Below are 16,402 nucleotides of genomic sequence, written 5' to 3'. Positions count from 1 at the left end.
GGGCGTCACTTGTAGTGGCGCTTGAGTTCCTCGGCGAACAGCTCGTCGAATTCGGTCGGCGTGATCCACCCGACCGGCGCATCGTCAAGGTCCTGACCCAGGAACAGCTTCACCGCCGCCACCGCGTGCCAGCTCTGGCCGCCGGCGGCGTGATAGGGCCGCATGGGGACGCGGGTGCCGTCCTTCAGCACGAATTGCGGTCGTGCGGTGCCGGTATCGGTTCCCGTCGCGCCCACCGTGCTGATCTCGGCCGTCTCGATGTCGCTCAGGTTCCAGTCCCACGTCTGGCGTCCGTTCCGGTCGTCGACTACCAGCACCACGCTGTCCGCCGCCCGGTCCAGCGTCAGGGTCGAGGTCATCGCGCTGCGCTTGCGGTAGACATACATGGCGACGATCAGGATCGCGGCGATGGGCAGCAGTTCCCAGAACCCTTCCCACGCCATGAACAGCGCCACACCGGCGAGGAAGACGCTCGCCGCCGTCAGCGCGAAGCGTTTGTCGGCCTGCGTATCGGTGAGGACGAGTTTGGTGTCGGTCTTGTCGGTGAGGCGCATGGCGGGGCCTTGGGTCGGGGAGGGGATGACCCGACCTTAGCATGAATCCCGGCGATGCGGGGTTTCAAGGCGGCGACCCCGTGTATGGCCGGGCGTATGCACGCGGTATGTACGCCGTGTGCACACAGTGTGCATACAAATCCGCGCACAAAAACGGGGCCCACAGGCCCCGTCTGTTCATTCATGCAGGTTGGATCAGCCCAACAGCGCCTTGACCTTTTCGACCACGGCCTCGGGCGTGATGCCCATCTGCTCATAGATCGTGGGGGCCGGAGCCGAGGCCCCGAAGCCCTCCATCCCGACAAAGGCCTGCCGGTTTTCACGGCCCCGCTCGCCCAGCAGCCAGCGGTCCCAGCCGCCGTCGCGCAGCGCCGCTTCGACACCCACCCGGACGGGACCGGCGGGCAGCACCTTCTTGCGGTAGGCTTCGTCCTGCTCGGCGAAGAGTTCCATGCAAGGCATTGAAACGACACGGGTTCCGATGCCCGCCTCGTGCAGGATGTCGCGGGCTTTCATGGCGATCTCGACCTCCGACCCGGTGGCCATCAGGATCGCCTGACGCTTGCCCTCGGCCTCGGCCAGGACGTAAGCGCCCTTGGCGGTGAGGTTGGAGTTCTTGTGCTCGGTGCGCAGAGTCGGCAGCCCCTGACGGCTCAGAGCGAGGCAGGAGGGCGTCGACTTGGTGGTCAGCGCCATCTCCCACGCTTCCGCCGTCTCGACCGTATCGCAGGGCCGGAACGTCCAGGTATTCGGCGTCGCCCGCCAGATCGCCAGATGCTCCACCGGCTGGTGCGTCGGCCCATCTTCGCCAAGCCCGATCGAGTCGTGGGTCATGACGTAAGTCACTGGAATCCCCATGAGAGCCGACAAACGGATCGCGCCGCGTGCGTAGTCGGTGAAGCACATGAACGTGCCGCCGTAGGGACGGATGCCGCCGTGCAGGACAAGCCCGTTCATCGCCGCCGACATGCCGTGTTCGCGGATGCCGTAATGGACGTAGCGCCCCTTGCGGTTCTTCTCATCGAAGATGCCCAGATCGGCCGTGAGGGTGTTGTTGGACCCGGTCAGGTCCGCCGAGCCGCCGATGTTTTCCGGCATGATCGGGTTCACGACCTCAAGCACCATTTCAGACGCCTTGCGGGTCGCGACCTTGGGCGCTTCCTCGGAAATCTGCTTCTTGAGCGCCTTGATGCGGGCCGAAAGCTTCTTGGGGGCCTCGCGGGCGAATACGCGCGCGATTTCCTTTTGCCGTTGCTCGGAAAGCTCCGCCACGCGGCCTTCCCACGCGCGGCGATCCTCGGCCCCGCGTTCGCCGATGGTCTTCCACTGGTCGGCCACCTCGTTCGGGATAACGAACGCGGCGTGCGGCCAGTTGTAGGTATCGCGCAGCTTTACGATCTCGTCTTCGCCCAGCGGCGAGCCGTGGGCCTTGGCGGTGTCCTGCTTGGACGAGCCGAAGCCGATGTGGGTCTTGCAGTCGATCAGCGTCGGTTTTTTCGACTTCTTCGCCTCGGTCAGCGCGCGGTCGATGTCGTCGGGGTCGTGGCCGTCACAGGCCAGAACCTGCCAGCCCGACGCCTGGAAGCGTTTGCGCTGGTCAGTGATGTCGGACATCGAAATCTCGCCGTCGATCGAGATGTTGTTGTTGTCCCAAAGGACGATGAGCTTGGAGAGTTTGAGCTTGCCGGCAAGGCCGATGGCCTCCTGGCTGATGCCCTCCATCAGGCAGCCGTCGCCGGCGATGACGTATGTATAGTGGTCCTGCACCTTCTTGCCGAAGCGCGAGCGCAGCATTTCCTCGGCCATCGCCATGCCCACGGAGGTGGACAGGCCCTGACCCAGCGGGCCGGTCGTCGTTTCGATCCCCTCGGCATGGCCGAATTCCGGGTGACCCGCCGTCTTGGAGCCCCACTGGCGGAAGTTCTTGACCTCTTCCAGCGTCATGTCGCTGTACCCGGTCAGGTGCAGCAGTGCATATAGCAGCATGGAGCCGTGTCCTGCCGACAGGACGAACCGGTCGCGGTCTGGCCAGTCGGGGCGGGCGGGGTCGAATTTCAGGTGTTTCTCGAACAGGACGGTGGCCACATCGGCCATGCCCATCGGCATGCCGGGGTGCCCGGAATTCGCCGCCTGGACCGCGTCCACCGCGAGCATGCGAATGGCGGCGGCTTTCATCCAGTGATCGGGGTGTTTTTCACGAAGGGCGGGAATGTCCACGGCGGCCATCCTTTGTTGGTGTTTGCGCTGTCAGGGTCTCTTAACAGCCATCCCGGCAAGATCAAGCGCGCAAGCCAAGTGGTTGAGCGCAAAGGGGGCGCAATCGGCCAGACCTTGGGCTAGGATCGGCACGGGGCTTGTGTCCGCGCGATTCGCGGCGTGGTTGCACGTCGCCTGCGGGCAGGGCAAAGTCCCCAAGAGGACAACGAAGGACAGGCGGAGCATGAGCGATATTTCCGAGCTTCAGGCACGCATCGCCAACGCGCTCGACCGGATCGGCACGGGGCTCGATGCATTGGCGCAGCCCGCGCCGGACACCGGCGGCGACCCGGCGGAAGTGGCGGCCCTGCGCGCGCAGCTCGAAGACGAGCGCACGGCAAACGCCCAGCTCGAGGAGCGGGTGCGCACGATCCGGGAAAAACAGGATTCGACGGTCGAGACGCTGGCGGGCGAGGTGGAGCGGCTGACGCGCCTGCTTGCCACGCAGGAAGAGACGGCGTCGCGGCTGGCGCGGGTGAACACCGAACTGCGCTCGAACAACGCGGCCCTGCGCGAGGCGATCTCGGCGGGCGTGGCCGAGCCGCATCTCGTGAACAAATCCATGATGGCCGAGCTCGACGCGCTGCGGGCCGCCCAGTCGGCGGACCGGGCCGAACTCGACGCCGTTCTGGGCGAACTCGACGCGATGATCGCGGCACAACAGGGAGGGTCGGACCATGCCTGACGTGACGATCACCATCGGCGGACGCGATTTTCAGGTCGCCTGTTCGGAGGGCGAGGAGCATTTCCTCAAATCGGCCGCGGCGATGCTGGACACCGAAGCGCAGGTCATGGTCGGCCAGATCCGCCATCTGACCGAGGCGCGGATGCTACTGATGGCCGGGCTCATGCTGGCGGACAAGACCGCCGGGATGGAAGACGGGCTGAAGGTCGCGGAAAAGCGGATCGCGGCGCTTGAGGCGGAATTGGCCGAGGCGCGCGCCGCAGCGGGCGAAGGCCCGGCGTCCATGCGTGACTCGTTGGCCGAACTGGCCGCCCGGGCCGAGGCCATCGCGGCCCATGTCGAAGACAAGGCCGGCTGAGCGTTTCCGCAATGCGCGCGGGCAGGCCCGCGCACAGGTTTTGCGCGTCTCCGCCTTCGGCGGGCACGCGCGGCGGGCGCGCTTGCCTGAGCGGGCCGCATTCTGAAATGTAAGGACTATTGCTTGAGAAGCGCTTGAGGGGCCGGTCCGCCCCTCAAGACGCGTGTTCCAGCGTGGTGCGAGTCGCTGCCGCGTCAAGGACGGGCCGCGGCGGGGCCGCGGTCGGCTGCGCCGATCCTTGACCCGTCACCGACTCACGGTCTGCGCGGTGGCTTAGCCGTTGGCTTCGCGAATCTTCTCGGCGGCATCCTTGGAGTAGGTGATGCCCTCGTCGTCGAAGAGCTTGTCCAGCTCGCCTGACAGCGTCATCTCGGTGATGATATCGCAGCCTCCGACGAATTCACCCTTCACATAGAGCTGCGGGATCGTCGGCCAGTCGGAATAATCCTTGATCCCCTGACGGATCTGGTCGTCGGCCAGCACGTTCACATCGGTGAAGTCGACGCCCATGAAATTGAGCACGCCCGCGACGCGGGAGGAGAAGCCGCACTGCGGCATTTCCTTGGTGCCCTTCATGTAGAGCACCACGTCGTTCGCGGTCACGGTTTCCTTGATCTGGGTCTCTGCGGTCATTTGGGTCATCCTTGGTCGCGCGGTGTCAATTCGGGGCCTTGGTGGTCAGGGCGAGCGCGTGAAGGTCGCCGTTGGGACCGTCCATCTTGCCCTTGAGCGCGGCATAGACCGCGCGCTGTTGTTGCACACGGTTCTTGCCACGGAAGCTTTCGTCGATCACTTCCGCCGCCCAGTGATTGCCGTCTCCGGCAAGGTCGGTGATCGTGATCTGCGCGTCCGGAAAATCCTCGCGAATGAGGGCTTCGATTTCCGATGCTTCCATCGCCATAGGTGCTTATCTCCCCGTTTTCCTGCCCCAGATGTAGAGGGGGGCGCGGCGCGCCGCAAGGGCGCGGGCTTACACGAAGTCGCGCAGCCGCGGCAGGAAGGCGGCGAGCCGGGCGGGGGCGTCGGAGGACGAGAAGGCGGCGAGGTCGGCCTCGGTCCACTCGGCGTCGCGGGCATAGATCTCGAGCAGCGCCTCGCGCTCGGCCTCGTAGCTGTCGGGCAGGTCCAGACGTTCGGCGACGAGGAGCAGTTCGATGCCGTCGTGGACCTTGCGCATGGTGGCGAAGGCGTCGAGCATCGGCTGGGTGATGTCCGGGGTCCTGGCCCAGGTGGCGCCGTCGAAGACCTCCTGCGTGACGCGCTGGCCCGCGCCGCGACACTCATAGGCGACGCAGCCCGGAAACCCTTCTTGCTCCAGCCGGTTGTAAAGCGAGCAGCCCAGTTTGCCGTTCAGGTTCGGGCAGGGCAGGCCCGCGGGCTTGTCGATCGCGAAATCCTCGCCTTCGTCGAAAGCGAGCGCGATGCAGCAGAGCGCGGCGCAGTTGCCGCAGTCGGAAGTCATGTCGGGGATGCGTGCCATAGGTCGCCTTTTCGCGCGACGGGCTGTCGCGTGCAAGGGGGATGGCGCGGGGTGTCTGGCCGCTCAGGTCGCGGTGGCGGCGAAGCTCGTCCGGTAGATGTCGGCGAGATCCGCGAGCGGGGCTTCGGAGGTGCCGAATTTCACGCTGTCGCCGGTGAACTTGCCGACCGAGTGGATCGGGACACCGGCGCGCCCGGCTGCGGTCATCAGCGCTTCGGCCTGATCGAAGTTGCAGGCGACGAGGTAACGCGCCTGATCCTCGCCGAAGAGCGCGGGCGTAGCGTCTGTGTCGAGATGGACGCCGACGCCGGCGGCTTCGGCCAGTTCGAAGGCCGCGAGGGCAAGGCCGCCGTCGGAGAGGTCGGTGCAGGCGCGGATATTGGCGCGGTTGGCGCGGATGAAGTCGCCGTTGCGCCGTTCGGCTTCGAGGTCCACCTGCGGCGCGTCGCCGTCTTCACGGTTAAAGACTTCCGCGAGCAGGGCGGACTGGCCGAGGTGGCTGCCCGGCTCGCCGATCAGGAGGGCGACGTGACCGTCGCGCACTTCGCCGCCGATGAGGTCTTCGTCGAGGTTTTTCAGAAGGCCCACGGCGCCGATGGTGGGGGTGGGCAGGATGCCGGTGCCGTCAGTCTCGTTGTAAAGCGAGACGTTGCCGGACACGATGGGCATGTCCAGCGCCTTGACCGCCTCGCCGATGCCCTGAATGGCGCCGACGAACTGACCCATGATTTCCGGCTTTTCCGGGTTGCCGAAGTTCATGTTGTCGGTGGTGGCGAGCGGCGTGGCGCCCACGGCGGTCAGGTTGCGGTAGGCCTCGGCCACCGCCTGTTTGCCGCCTTCGACGGGGTTCGCCTTGACGTAGCGCGGCGTCACGTCCGAGGTGAAGGCGATGGCCTTTTCGGTGCCGTGCACGCGCACGATGCCCGCGCCCAGTCCGGGGCGGCGCACGGTGTCGGCCATGACCATGTGGTCATATTGCTCATAGACCCACTGCTTGCCCGCGTAGTTGGGCGAGGCGATCAGGCCCTTGAGCCCATCAATCGGGTCGATCTGGGGCACGTCGGCCAGCGGCTCGGCCTCCGGCGTCGGCTCCCATGGGCGGTCGTATTCGGGGGCATTGCCCGACAGGGCGCGCAGCGGCAGGTCGGCGCGGCAGGTGCCCTGATGCATAATGAGGAAGCGGTCCTCGGGGATCGTCTCGCCCACGATGGCAAAGTCGAGATCCCATTTGTCGAACACCGCGCGGGCCTCGGCCTCTTTCTCCGGGTTCAGGACCATGAGCATGCGTTCCTGGGACTCCGACAGCATCATTTCGTATGCGGTCATGTTCTCTTCGCGCTGGGGCACGGCGTCGAGGTCGAGCTTGATACCCAGCTCGCCCTTGTCGCCCATCTCGACGGCCGAACAGGTGAGGCCGGCGGCCCCCATGTCCTGAATCGAGATGACAGCGCCCGTCGCCATGAGTTCCAGCGTCGCTTCCATCAGCCGATTCTCGGTGAACGGGTCGCCCACCTGAACCGTGGGGCGCTTCTCCTCGATCGTGTCGTCGAATTCGGCCGAGGCCATGGTTGCGCCGCCGACGCCGTCACGGCCCGTCTTGGCGCCGAGGTAGACGACGGGCATGCCGACGCCGGAGGCCGCCGAGTAGAAAATCTTGTCGGTGTCTGCGAGGCCCGCCGCAAAGGCGTTCACGAGGCAGTTGCCGTTGTAGGCCGCGTGAAAGCGCACTTCGCCGCCCACGTTCGGAACGCCGAAGCAGTTGCCGTAGCCGCCGACACCCTCGACCACGCCATGCACGAGGCGCTTGGTCTTGGGGTGGGTCGTTTCGCCGAAGGAGAGCGAGTTCATCGCGGCGATGGGGCGCGCGCCCATGGTGAAGACGTCGCGCAGGATGCCACCCACGCCGGTCGCCGCGCCCTGATAGGGTTCGATGTAGGACGGGTGGTTGTGGCTTTCCATCTTGAATACGATGCACTGGCCGTCGCCGATGTCGACGATGCCCGCGTTCTCGCCGGGACCGCAGATGACCTGTGGGCCAGTGGTGGGCAGGGTGCGCAGCCATTTCTTGGAGGACTTGTAGGAGCAATGCTCGTTCCACATCGCCGAGAAGATGCCCAGCTCTGTGAAGTTCGGCGCCCGGTTCAGGATGCGCAGGATGTCGGCATATTCGTCGGGCTTGATCCCGTGCGCTGCAATGATCTCGTCAGTGATCTCAGGCTCGGTGGTCATGCGCGGGTCCCCTCAAAGCAATTGCCCGCCTCATAAGGGATGGCGGGCGCGGGGGGAAGGGGGCAGGCGTGCGGGCAAAAAAAAGACCGGGCACAAGGCCCGGCCTAAGTCCAACAGGGAGGTGAAGCGGTCGATGACGACCGGCTTCGAGGGGGATTTATGGGCGCAGTGCCCACCAAGCAAGCAGCGCGTGAACAAAGCTGCTATGCAATTCCTGCATGGCTCGCTGAGGTTCACTCAAGTTTTTGGAATCTCGGCATTTTCATGCGGAGCCTGTTCGGGATGTTGCGAAATGGCAACGAAAACAAGGCCTCAAGGGTCAGGCAGTTCCGGTGGCCTGCGCCAATTTGCGGTGTTCGAAGATCTCTTCGGTGACGAAATCGCGGAAGGCGGCGATGCGTTTCGAATGCCGCAATTCCTCGGGATAGGCGAGGAAGACGGGAATTTCGCGGCTTTCCTCTTCCGGCAGAACCCGCTCGATCTCCGGGAAGTCCTGAAGGATGTAGTCGGGCAGCACGCCGATTCCGAGGCCGTTCAGCACGGCTTGCAGCACACCGAAGTAGTTGTTCACCGTCAGGAGCGAGTCGACGTTATGCGTCAGGATTTCCTGGGTGAAGGTGGCGCCGGCGCTGACCTGCGCGGAATTGGTGTTCTGGCAGATGATGCGGTGCGCGGCGAGGTCGTCCATCTTTTCGGGCCGCCCGTGGGCGTCGAGATAGGCTGGGCTCGCATACAGCCGCATGTTCACGCCCATGAGCCGCTTACGGATCAGGTCGGCCTGAGACGGTTCCTTGAGCCGGATCGCCACGTCCGCCTCGCGCATGGGCAGGTCGAGCACCCGCTCTTCGAGCATGAGGTCGATCTTGAGGTCCGGGTATTGCTCATACAGCTTGGCGAGGCGGGGGGCGAGCCAGAGGGAGCCGAAGCCGGTCGTGGTGGTCACGCGCAATTCGCCGAACACTTCTTCCTTCGAGTCCCGGATACGGGCGACGGCGGCGTCGAGGCGCTGCACCATCGCGCGGGAGGCATCGAAAAGAAGCTCGCCCTGTTCGGTGAGAATCAGGCCGCGTGCGTGACGGTGGAACAGGGTGGCATTGAGGCTCTCTTCCAGCCCGCGAATCTGGCGCGACACGGCCGACTGGCTGAGGTTCAGCGCATCACCGGCATGGGTGAGGCTGCCGGCATCCGCGACCGCATGAAAGATTCTGAGTTTGTCCCAGTCCATTTTTTTCGCTTGTTGCCTTTGTCCGCCGAAATGCGAGGGCTTCTTACCATCATCAAACCGTGAAAAGCCAAGCCTCTATGTGACAAGATAAGACTTTTACAGGTCAAAACAATTGACCTACCCTGAATATGCCCAAGAGCTAGCCGGAGGAGCGCGCACATGCGGCAAGATGTATCACTTCACGACCGTTTCGACCTCGACAAAAGCCCGGTGCTGTTGAACGGCACGCAGGCCATGGTCCGGCTCATGCTGGTCCAGGCGGCGCGCGACCGGGCGGCGGGGCTGGACACGGCCGGGTATGTTACCGGTTATCGCGGCTCGCCGCTGGGCGGGGTCGACAGCTGGATGATGCGGGCCGGGCGCGACCTTGCGGACGTGAACGTGCGGTTCGAGCCGGGGTTGAACGAGGATCTGGCGGCCACTGCGCTGTGGGGTTCTCAGCAGGCCGAACTGCGGGGCGAAGGCAAATACGACGGCGTCTTTGGCCTGTGGTATGGCAAAGGGCCGGGGGTGGACCGCACGGGCGACGTGATGCGCCATGCCAACATGGCGGGCTCCAGCAAACATGGCGGCGTGCTCATGGCGATGGGCGATGACCATACCGGCGAAAGCTCGACCGTGCTGCACCAGTCCGACTGGGCGATGGTCGATGCCTATATGCCGGTCCTGTCGCCGGCCGGGGTTCAGGAAATCCTCGACCTTGGCGTTTATGGCTATGGATTGTCACGGTTTTCCGGGCTTTGGGCGGGTCTGAAGCTGATGAAGGACACGGTGGAGGCGACGGCGGTGGTCGATGGGCGGCCCGACCGCATGTCGCTCGTCACCCCCGACGACTTCGCGATGCCTGACGGTGGGCTCAACATCCGGCTGGTCGATGACCGGATCGCGCAGGAAGCGCGGATGATCGACTACAAACGGTTCGCCGCCGAGGCCTATGCCCGCGCCAACCGTATCGACCGGCGTGTCTGGGGCAAGGACGGCGCGAAGATCGGGTTCGTCGCGGCTGGCAAGAACTGGCTCGACCTGGTTCACGCGCTGTCGCTTCTCGGGATCGACGAGGCGGAGGCCGAACGGCTCGGCATCACCACCTACAAGATCGCGCAGACCTGGCCGCTGGACATGACGTCGTTTCACGAATTCGCGGAAGGTCTGGACCTGATCGTGGTGGTGGAAGAAAAGCGCAAGCTGATCGAGGTGCAGATCAAGGAGGCCATCTTTGACGACCGGCGCGGGCGCCGCGTCTATGGCTGGCACAAGGGCGACACATGGGAACACGGGCGCCAGATGGAGCTGTTCCCGACGCGCTATGCGCTGGACCCGGTGTTCATCGCGGAAAAGCTGGGCGAGATCCTGATCGAGGAGGGACGCGACACCGAGGCGATCCGGGCCGGACTGTCGAAAATCGCGGCGGCCAAGACCGCCGACAATGCCGAGCAGATCGCGGCGCGTCTGCCGTATTACTGCGCGGGCTGTCCGCACAACACCTCGACCAAGGTGCCCGACGGATCGCGCGCCTATGCCGGGATCGGCTGTCACTACATGGTGCAGTGGATGGACCGCTCCACTCTGGGCTTCACCCATATGGGCGGTGAAGGCGCGAACTGGATCGGTGAGGCGCCATTCTCCACCCGCGAGCATGTGTTTCAGAACCTGGGCGACGGGACCTACAACCACTCCGGCATCCAGGCAGTGCGTGCGGCCATCGCGGCGGGCACGAACATCACCTACAAGATCCTCTACAACGACGCCGTCGCGATGACCGGCGGGCAGGCGAACGAGGGCGGGCTGGACCCCTACCGGATCGCTGCCGAGATGACGGCGGCCGGGGTCAAACGGCTGGTGGTCGTCCACGATCCAAAGGAAGAGGTGGACCCGGCACGTTTCCCCAAAGGCGTCGAGGTGCGCGAGCGGGATGAGCTGGAGAATACCGAGAAAGAACTTCGTGATATCAAGGGTGTAACGGTCCTTCTTTACGTTCAGACCTGCGCGGCTGAGAAGCGGCGTCGGCGCAAGAAGGGGGCGTTTCCGGACCCGGACAAACGCATCCTCATCAACACCGACATTTGCGAAGGCTGCGGTGATTGCGGGGTGCAGTCGAACTGCGTCGCGATCACCCCGGTCGAGACGGAACTGGGCCGCAAGCGGGCCATCGACCAGTCGGCCTGTAACAAGGATTTCTCCTGCCTCAAGGGGTTCTGCCCGAGCTTCATCGAGGTCGAGGGCGGCACGCCGCGCAAGAAAGCCGCGCCGAACATTTCGCTGCCCGACCTGCCGGACCCCACGCTGCCCGCGATCGACGGGACGTGGAACATGGTCGTCACGGGCGTTGGCGGCACCGGCGTCGTGACCATCGGCGCGGTGCTCGCGCAGGCCGCGCATATCGAGGGCAAGGGCGCGGGCATGATGGAAATGGCCGGTCTGGCCCAGAAGGGCGGCGCGGTGGCGGTCCACCTGCGCGTGGCGGACGCGCCCGAGGATATCTCGGCCATCCGCGTGGCGACCGGCGAGCTCGACGCGCTGATCGGCGGCGAACTGGTGGTGTCGGCGGATGCCACGACGCTGGGCCTGATGACCACGGGCCGCACCGGCGGCGTGGTGGACAGCCATGAGACGGTGACGGGCGATTTCACCCGCGACACCGAGTTCCGTATTCCGGGTGACCGGCTGGAGCTGTCGCTGGAGGCGCGGCTGAAGGACAAGCTCACGCTGTTCGACGCGACGGAGCTGGCCGAAGGCCTGATGGGCGACTCGATCTATTCCAACATGATGGTGCTGGGCGCGGCCTGGCAGGCGGGGCTGGTGCCCATCGGGTTCGAAGCGCTGATGCAGGCGGTCGAGTTGAACGGACAGGCGGTGGAGCGCAACAAGCGCGCCTTTGCCGCGGGCCGCTGGGTCGTGGTTGACCGGGAGGCGGCCGAGCGGGCCGCAGGGTCAAAGGTGGTCGACAAGCCCTTGTCCTTGGAAGAAAAAATCGCGTTCCGCGAGAAGCACCTGACGGCCTATCAGTCCGGGCGTCTGGCCAAGCGGTATCGCAAACTGGTGGACCGTGCGCCGGATGAGGAGATGCGTGAGGCCATTGCGCTCGGCTACCACAAGTTGCTGACCTACAAGGACGAATACGAGGTCGCCCGGCTTCTGCGTGAGACGCGGGCCAAGGCGGAGGCGGCTTTCGAGGGCGATCTGTCGCTCAAGGTGCATCTGGCGCCGCCGGTGATGAACGGCACGGCCCCCGACGGGCGACCCAAGAAGCGGGCGTTCGGGGAGCGCACGGTGCGTGCGCTGGGTCTGCTGCCACGGCTCAAGCTGCTGCGTGGCACGCCGCTCGACCCCTTTGGCCGCTCCGACGAGCGCAAAATGGAGCGCGCGCTCATCACCGAGTATGAGCAGGACATGGAAACCGCGCTCGCGGCCTATGGCCCGGAGACGGCCGAGACGGCGCAGGCCCTTGCCCGCCTGCCGCTCTCGATCCGCGGCTTCGGCCCGGTGAAGGAGGCAAATGCCCGTGAAGCGGCCAAGACACGCGAAGCCCTGCTGGCCGAGATCCGCTCGGGTGGTGCGCCGGCGGCACAGGCGGCAGAGTAAGCGCTTTCAAACGGCGCGGGCTTGCGCCCGCGCAGGTTTTGCGCCGCCCCGGCTGCGCCGGGACGACGCGGTTGGAGGGGCGCTGCCCCTCGCCGGGATTGCAGGCAATCCCGCCTCACCCCGAGGTTTTCTGAAAACAGAGAAGGGGGTGGTCGCGTGTTGACCGGCGGCGCGTGGCGCGGCACGGGGTGCGCGGTGGTGCCGGGTGGTGCATTCGACGATGGATTTCCGGTCGGAACGGACCTATGCCTTTCGCCAATGCCCGTGGGCTGAGGCGCCACGGGGACGGTTTCAGGCAAACGGCACGGGGCGCAAGGCTATGGCGGTTGGGATTTTCGACTCGGGACTCGGCGGGCTGACGGTGCTGGATGCCGTGACGAAGCGGCTGCCCGAGGTGCCGTTCGTCTATTTCGGGGACAATGCCCATGCGCCCTATGGTGTGCGCGATGCCGACGATGTCTACAACCTGACGACGCAGGCCGTGTCGCGGCTGTGGGACGAGGGGTGCGACCTTGTCATCCTCGCCTGTAACACGGCCTCGGCGGCGGCGTTGCGCCGGATGCAGGAGAGCTGGATTCCGGCCGACAAGCGTGTGCTGGGCGTCTTCGTACCGCTGATCGAGGCACTGACGGAGCGCAAGTGGGGTGACAACAGCCCGCCGCGCGAAGTGGCGGTGAAGCATGTGGCGCTGTTCGCGACGCCGGCGACCGTGGCGAGCCGTGCGTTTCAACGGGAACTCGCCTTCCGGGCCATCGGGGTGGACGTGGAGGCGCAGGCCTGCGGCGGCGTGGTGGATGCGATCGAGGAGGGGGACATGATCCTTGCCGATGCGCTCGTGCGCTCGCATGTCGATGCGCTGAAGCGCAAGATGCCGACGCCCGAGGCGGCCATCCTGGGCTGCACGCATTATCCGATCATGGAAGAGGTGTTTCAGGAAGCGCTGGGGCCGGAGGTTGCGGTCTACAGCCAGGCCAACCTGGTCGCGGCCTCGCTGGCCGATTACCTCGAACGCCACCCGAAGATGCTCGGCACCGGGACGCAAGGCAGGTTCCTGACCACCGGAAATCCGGCCAAGGTATCTGCCGGGGCCACGCGGTTCCTGCGGCGCAAGATCGCGTTCGAGGCTGCGTGAATTGCGCCAAGGCGCGAAAACCCTTACATGCGGTGCGATACTTTCTGCGAGGCGCACATGACCCACAAAATCGCCATTCTCGGCGCGTCCGGCTATACCGGGGCGGAGCTTGTCCGGCTCATCGCCACCCATCCGTCGATGGAGGTGGTGGCGTTGTCGGCGGACCGAAAGGCCGGGATGGAGATGGCAGAGGTTTATCCGCATCTGCGCCACCTTGACCTGCCCAAGCTGGTGACGAAGGAGGAGATCGACTTCTCGGCGGTCGACCTGTGTTTCGCGGCCCTTCCGCATGGTCTGTCACAAGCGCTGGTGCGCGATCTGCCGGAGCATGTGAAGGTCGTGGACCTCGGCGCGGATTTCCGGCTGCGCGATCCGGACGACTATAGCAAGTGGTATGGCAACGAGCATGTGGCGAAAGAGCTTCAGCCCGCCGCCGTCTACGGTCTGACCGAGTTCTATCGCGACCAGATCCGCGGCGCGCGGCTGGTGGCCGGGACGGGCTGCAACGCCGCGACCGTGCAGTTCGCGCTCAGGCCCCTGATAGAGGAGGGGCTGATCGACCTCGACCGGATCATCTGCGACCTCAAGAACGGGGTGTCCGGGGCTGGCCGGTCGCTCAAGGAAAACATGCTGTTCGCGGAGCGGTCCACCGACGTGACGGGCTATGCCCAGGGCGGCAAGCATCGCCATCTTGGCGAGTTCGATCAGGAATTCAGTGCTATCGCAGGGCGCAAGGTCGAGATCATGTTCACCCCGCATCTGGTGCCGGTGAACCGCGGTATCCTTGCCGACTGTTATGTCGAGGGCGACCCCAAGGCGATCCACAATGCGCTCGTCGCGCGTTACGAGGCCGAGCCGTTCATCGAGGTGCTGCCGTTCGGGCAGGCGCCGGGGATGGGGCACGTCATGGGCTCGAATTTCTGCCACATCGGCGTGATCGGCGACCGTGTACCCGGCCGGGCGCTGGTCGTGGCGACGCTGGACAACCTGTGCAAGGGGTCGAGCGGGCAGGCGATGCAGAACGCGAACCTGATGCTGGGCGAGGACGAGACGACCGGACTTATGCTCGCCCCGGTGTTCCCTTGATCGTGATCAAGGCTTTCGCGCGGATTGAGGCTATAAGAAAGCGCTCGGCAATGGAGGACAGGGCATGGCGGGGATGAAGGGTCTCAAGAAAAAGCGGCGGGTGCAGATCATCTTCGTCACCATCGGCGCGCTCGTGCTGGCGACGGGGCTGATCGGCTTCGCTTTTCGCGACGGGATCAACTATTTCCGTTCGCCCACCCAGGTGGCCGAGGAGCCGCCGGCGCCGAACGAGGTGTTCCGGATCGGCGGGCTTGTCGCCGAAGGCTCTCTCGTGCGCGGGATGAGCGAGACGGTCACGTTCTCGGTCACAGACGGGGCCAATACGATTCCGGTCGAATACAAGGGCGTCCTGCCGGATCTGTTTGGCGAGAATCAGGGGATGGTCGGCACAGGATCCTATGTGAACGGAACCTTTCAGGCCTCTGAAATCCTTGCGAAACATGACGAGGATTACATGCCGAAAGAGGTCCTCGATACGCTCAAGGAGCAGGGCGTCTACGTCGACCCGAACTCCTGATTTCGCCTGCATTAACCAATTGAGAGGAGCCTTTGTCCCGCAATCCTAGTGCGGAGGCCAAGGCAGATGCGAAGCGTTCGAGAGATCGCGACAGCGATCGTCGCCCGTGAAGGCGGCTATGTGAACGACCCCGACGATCCGGGCGGCGCGACCAAGCATGGCGTGACCATTGGAACGATGCGGCGGCTGGGTATGGACCTCGACGGAGACGGGCAGGTGACGCCTGCGGACGTCAAGCGGTTGAGCCGCGGGCAGGCGACCGACATTTTCATCCGGCATTACTTCGAGGCACCGGGCATCGCGTCGCTGCCGGATGTGCTCCAGCCTTCTGTGTTCGACATGTATGTCAACGCGGGCGCGAACGCGGTGCGCATCCTGCAACGGCTTCTCACGCGTATGGGCTTTCCCTGCGCCGTGGACGGGGCCATCGGGCCGCAGACGGCCGGGGCCGCGCAGGCGGCGGCGGCGAAGGCTCCGGATCATATCGCGGACGCCTATGGCATCGAACGGCGCAACTACTACTACCGGCTGGCCGACCGGCGACCGGCGTCGCGCAAATACGCGCGGCGGCGCGACGGCGGCAAGGGCGGCTGGATCGTGCGGGCTGAAGAGTTCATCTCTCCCAAATACCACCTGACGGAGGCCGCGCATCGCGCGCGGGTGGCATCATGGGGCTGATCGACGGTGCCATGAACCTCGTCTTCGGCAGCGGGCGGAACGTGGTCCGCGAGACGGCGGGCGTGTTCTGGGAGAACGCCGAGGCGCAGGCGGTGCGCGAGGCGGCCCGCCATTCGGCCGCGCTCGACCAGTTCGCGCACGAGTTCGCCCTGCCCGGTAAAGGCTGGTTCGACCGCTTCATCGACGGAATCAACCGCGTGCCCCGGCCCGCGCTGGCACTGGGCACGATCGGGCTTTTCGTCTCGGCGATGGTGGACCCTGTGTGGTTCGCGGCCCGGATGAACGGGATCGCGCTGGTGCCGGAGCCGCTGTGGTGGCTGATGGGGGCCATCGTGAGTTTTTACTTCGGGGCGCGTCATCAGGTGAAGGCGCAGGAGTTCCGGCGGTCCGTCGCGGCCACGATCGCCTCGACGGAAAGCGTGGTCCATAACCTCGGCGTTCTCGACAGCCTGGAAGCGGGGTCGCGGGCGCAGGGTGATCCGAACCCGGCGCTCGAGGATTGGAGCCGGGATGGGAAGTGACGTTCTCATCAAGATCCTGACGGATCACGGACCCTGGGTGCTGCTCGTCTTCTACCTGCTGTGGCGCGATCTTCAGAAGGATCAGGCCACGCGCGCGGT

The 16,402-nt window shown here is 65.3% G+C and carries 15 protein-coding genes; 8 read left to right on the top strand and 7 right to left on the bottom strand.

Annotation, left to right across the window (positions count from 1 at the left end):
• Positions 1-5: 5 nt before the first annotated feature.
• Positions 6-554 (bottom strand): hypothetical protein, encoded by a 549-nt coding sequence (locus B2585_RS06255; protein ID WP_292021118.1) that lies wholly within the window; start codon positions 552-554, stop codon positions 6-8.
• 195 nt (positions 555-749) lie between these two features.
• A complete protein-coding gene (tkt, locus tag B2585_RS06250) occupies positions 750-2,771 on the bottom strand; it encodes a transketolase (protein WP_292021116.1) in 2,022 nt (673 codons plus the stop codon).
• Between the two features lie 223 nt (positions 2,772-2,994).
• On the opposite strand from tkt, the gene B2585_RS06245 reads away from it, so the two are divergent.
• Both B2585_RS06245 and B2585_RS06240 read left to right on the top strand, forming a co-directional pair.
• Positions 2,995-3,495 (top strand): hypothetical protein, encoded by a 501-nt coding sequence (locus B2585_RS06245; protein ID WP_292021114.1) that lies wholly within the window; start codon positions 2,995-2,997, stop codon positions 3,493-3,495.
• Positions 3,488-3,853 (top strand): cell division protein ZapA, encoded by a 366-nt coding sequence (locus B2585_RS06240; RefSeq protein WP_292021112.1) that lies wholly within the window; start codon positions 3,488-3,490, stop codon positions 3,851-3,853. The genes B2585_RS06245 and B2585_RS06240 overlap by 8 nt, the downstream gene beginning before the upstream one ends.
• 273 nt (positions 3,854-4,126) lie before the next feature.
• Here B2585_RS06240 and grxD read toward each other — a convergent pair whose 3' ends face one another.
• The 5 genes from grxD to B2585_RS06215 all read right to left on the bottom strand — a co-directional run bounded on the left by grxD (position 4,127) and on the right by B2585_RS06215 (position 8,787).
• Positions 4,127-4,486: a Grx4 family monothiol glutaredoxin gene (gene grxD / locus B2585_RS06235; protein ID WP_292021110.1), complete on the bottom strand. Its 360-nt coding sequence runs from the start codon at positions 4,484-4,486 to the stop codon at positions 4,127-4,129.
• A gap of 25 nt (positions 4,487-4,511) precedes the next feature.
• Complete coding sequence (locus B2585_RS06230; RefSeq protein ID WP_292021108.1) at positions 4,512-4,754, bottom strand: BolA family transcriptional regulator; 243 nt, start codon at positions 4,752-4,754, stop codon at positions 4,512-4,514.
• Positions 4,755-4,823: 69 nt separating this feature from the next.
• On the bottom strand, positions 4,824-5,333 hold the full coding sequence (locus B2585_RS06225; RefSeq protein WP_292021107.1) for a hypothetical protein: 510 nt from the start codon (positions 5,331-5,333) through the stop codon (positions 4,824-4,826).
• A gap of 63 nt (positions 5,334-5,396) precedes the next feature.
• Positions 5,397-7,562: a phosphoribosylformylglycinamidine synthase subunit PurL gene (gene purL / locus B2585_RS06220; RefSeq protein WP_292021105.1), complete on the bottom strand. Its 2,166-nt coding sequence runs from the start codon at positions 7,560-7,562 to the stop codon at positions 5,397-5,399.
• Between the two features lie 319 nt (positions 7,563-7,881).
• The gene (locus tag B2585_RS06215) at positions 7,882-8,787 is read right to left on the bottom strand and encodes a LysR family transcriptional regulator (protein WP_292021103.1); all 906 of its coding nucleotides are present in this window, start codon (positions 8,785-8,787) and stop codon (positions 7,882-7,884) included.
• A 159-nt stretch (positions 8,788-8,946) separates the two neighbouring features.
• Here B2585_RS06215 and B2585_RS06210 point away from each other — a divergent pair, with 159 nt between their 5' ends.
• The 6 genes from B2585_RS06210 to B2585_RS06185 all read left to right on the top strand — a co-directional run bounded on the left by B2585_RS06210 (position 8,947) and on the right by B2585_RS06185 (position 16,303).
• On the top strand, positions 8,947-12,369 hold the full coding sequence (locus tag B2585_RS06210) for an indolepyruvate ferredoxin oxidoreductase family protein (protein WP_292021100.1): 3,423 nt from the start codon (positions 8,947-8,949) through the stop codon (positions 12,367-12,369).
• 319 nt (positions 12,370-12,688) lie between these two features.
• Positions 12,689-13,501: a glutamate racemase gene (locus tag B2585_RS06205; RefSeq protein WP_292021098.1), complete on the top strand. Its 813-nt coding sequence runs from the start codon at positions 12,689-12,691 to the stop codon at positions 13,499-13,501.
• A 57-nt stretch (positions 13,502-13,558) separates the two neighbouring features.
• Positions 13,559-14,587 (top strand): N-acetyl-gamma-glutamyl-phosphate reductase, encoded by a 1,029-nt coding sequence (gene argC, locus B2585_RS06200; protein WP_292021096.1) that lies wholly within the window; start codon positions 13,559-13,561, stop codon positions 14,585-14,587.
• A gap of 73 nt (positions 14,588-14,660) precedes the next feature.
• Complete coding sequence (gene ccmE / locus B2585_RS06195; RefSeq protein WP_292022747.1) at positions 14,661-15,104, top strand: cytochrome c maturation protein CcmE; 444 nt, start codon at positions 14,661-14,663, stop codon at positions 15,102-15,104.
• Between the two features lie 66 nt (positions 15,105-15,170).
• Positions 15,171-15,782 carry a holin-associated N-acetylmuramidase gene (locus tag B2585_RS06190; protein WP_292021094.1) on the top strand — a complete coding sequence of 204 codons (612 nt, stop codon included), beginning with the start codon at positions 15,171-15,173 and terminating at the stop codon, positions 15,780-15,782.
• The gene (locus B2585_RS06185; RefSeq protein WP_292021092.1) at positions 15,773-16,303 is read left to right on the top strand and encodes a holin family protein; all 531 of its coding nucleotides are present in this window, start codon (positions 15,773-15,775) and stop codon (positions 16,301-16,303) included. The genes B2585_RS06190 and B2585_RS06185 overlap by 10 nt, the downstream gene beginning before the upstream one ends.
• The last annotated feature ends 99 nt before the right edge of the window (positions 16,304-16,402 follow it).

The sequence above is a fragment of the Maritimibacter sp. UBA3975 genome, from assembly GCF_002384975.1.
Classification (GTDB): domain Bacteria; phylum Pseudomonadota; class Alphaproteobacteria; order Rhodobacterales; family Rhodobacteraceae; genus Maritimibacter.
Note: the sequence above shows the minus strand (reverse complement) of the source record. Positions and strands in the feature narration are given on the sequence as shown.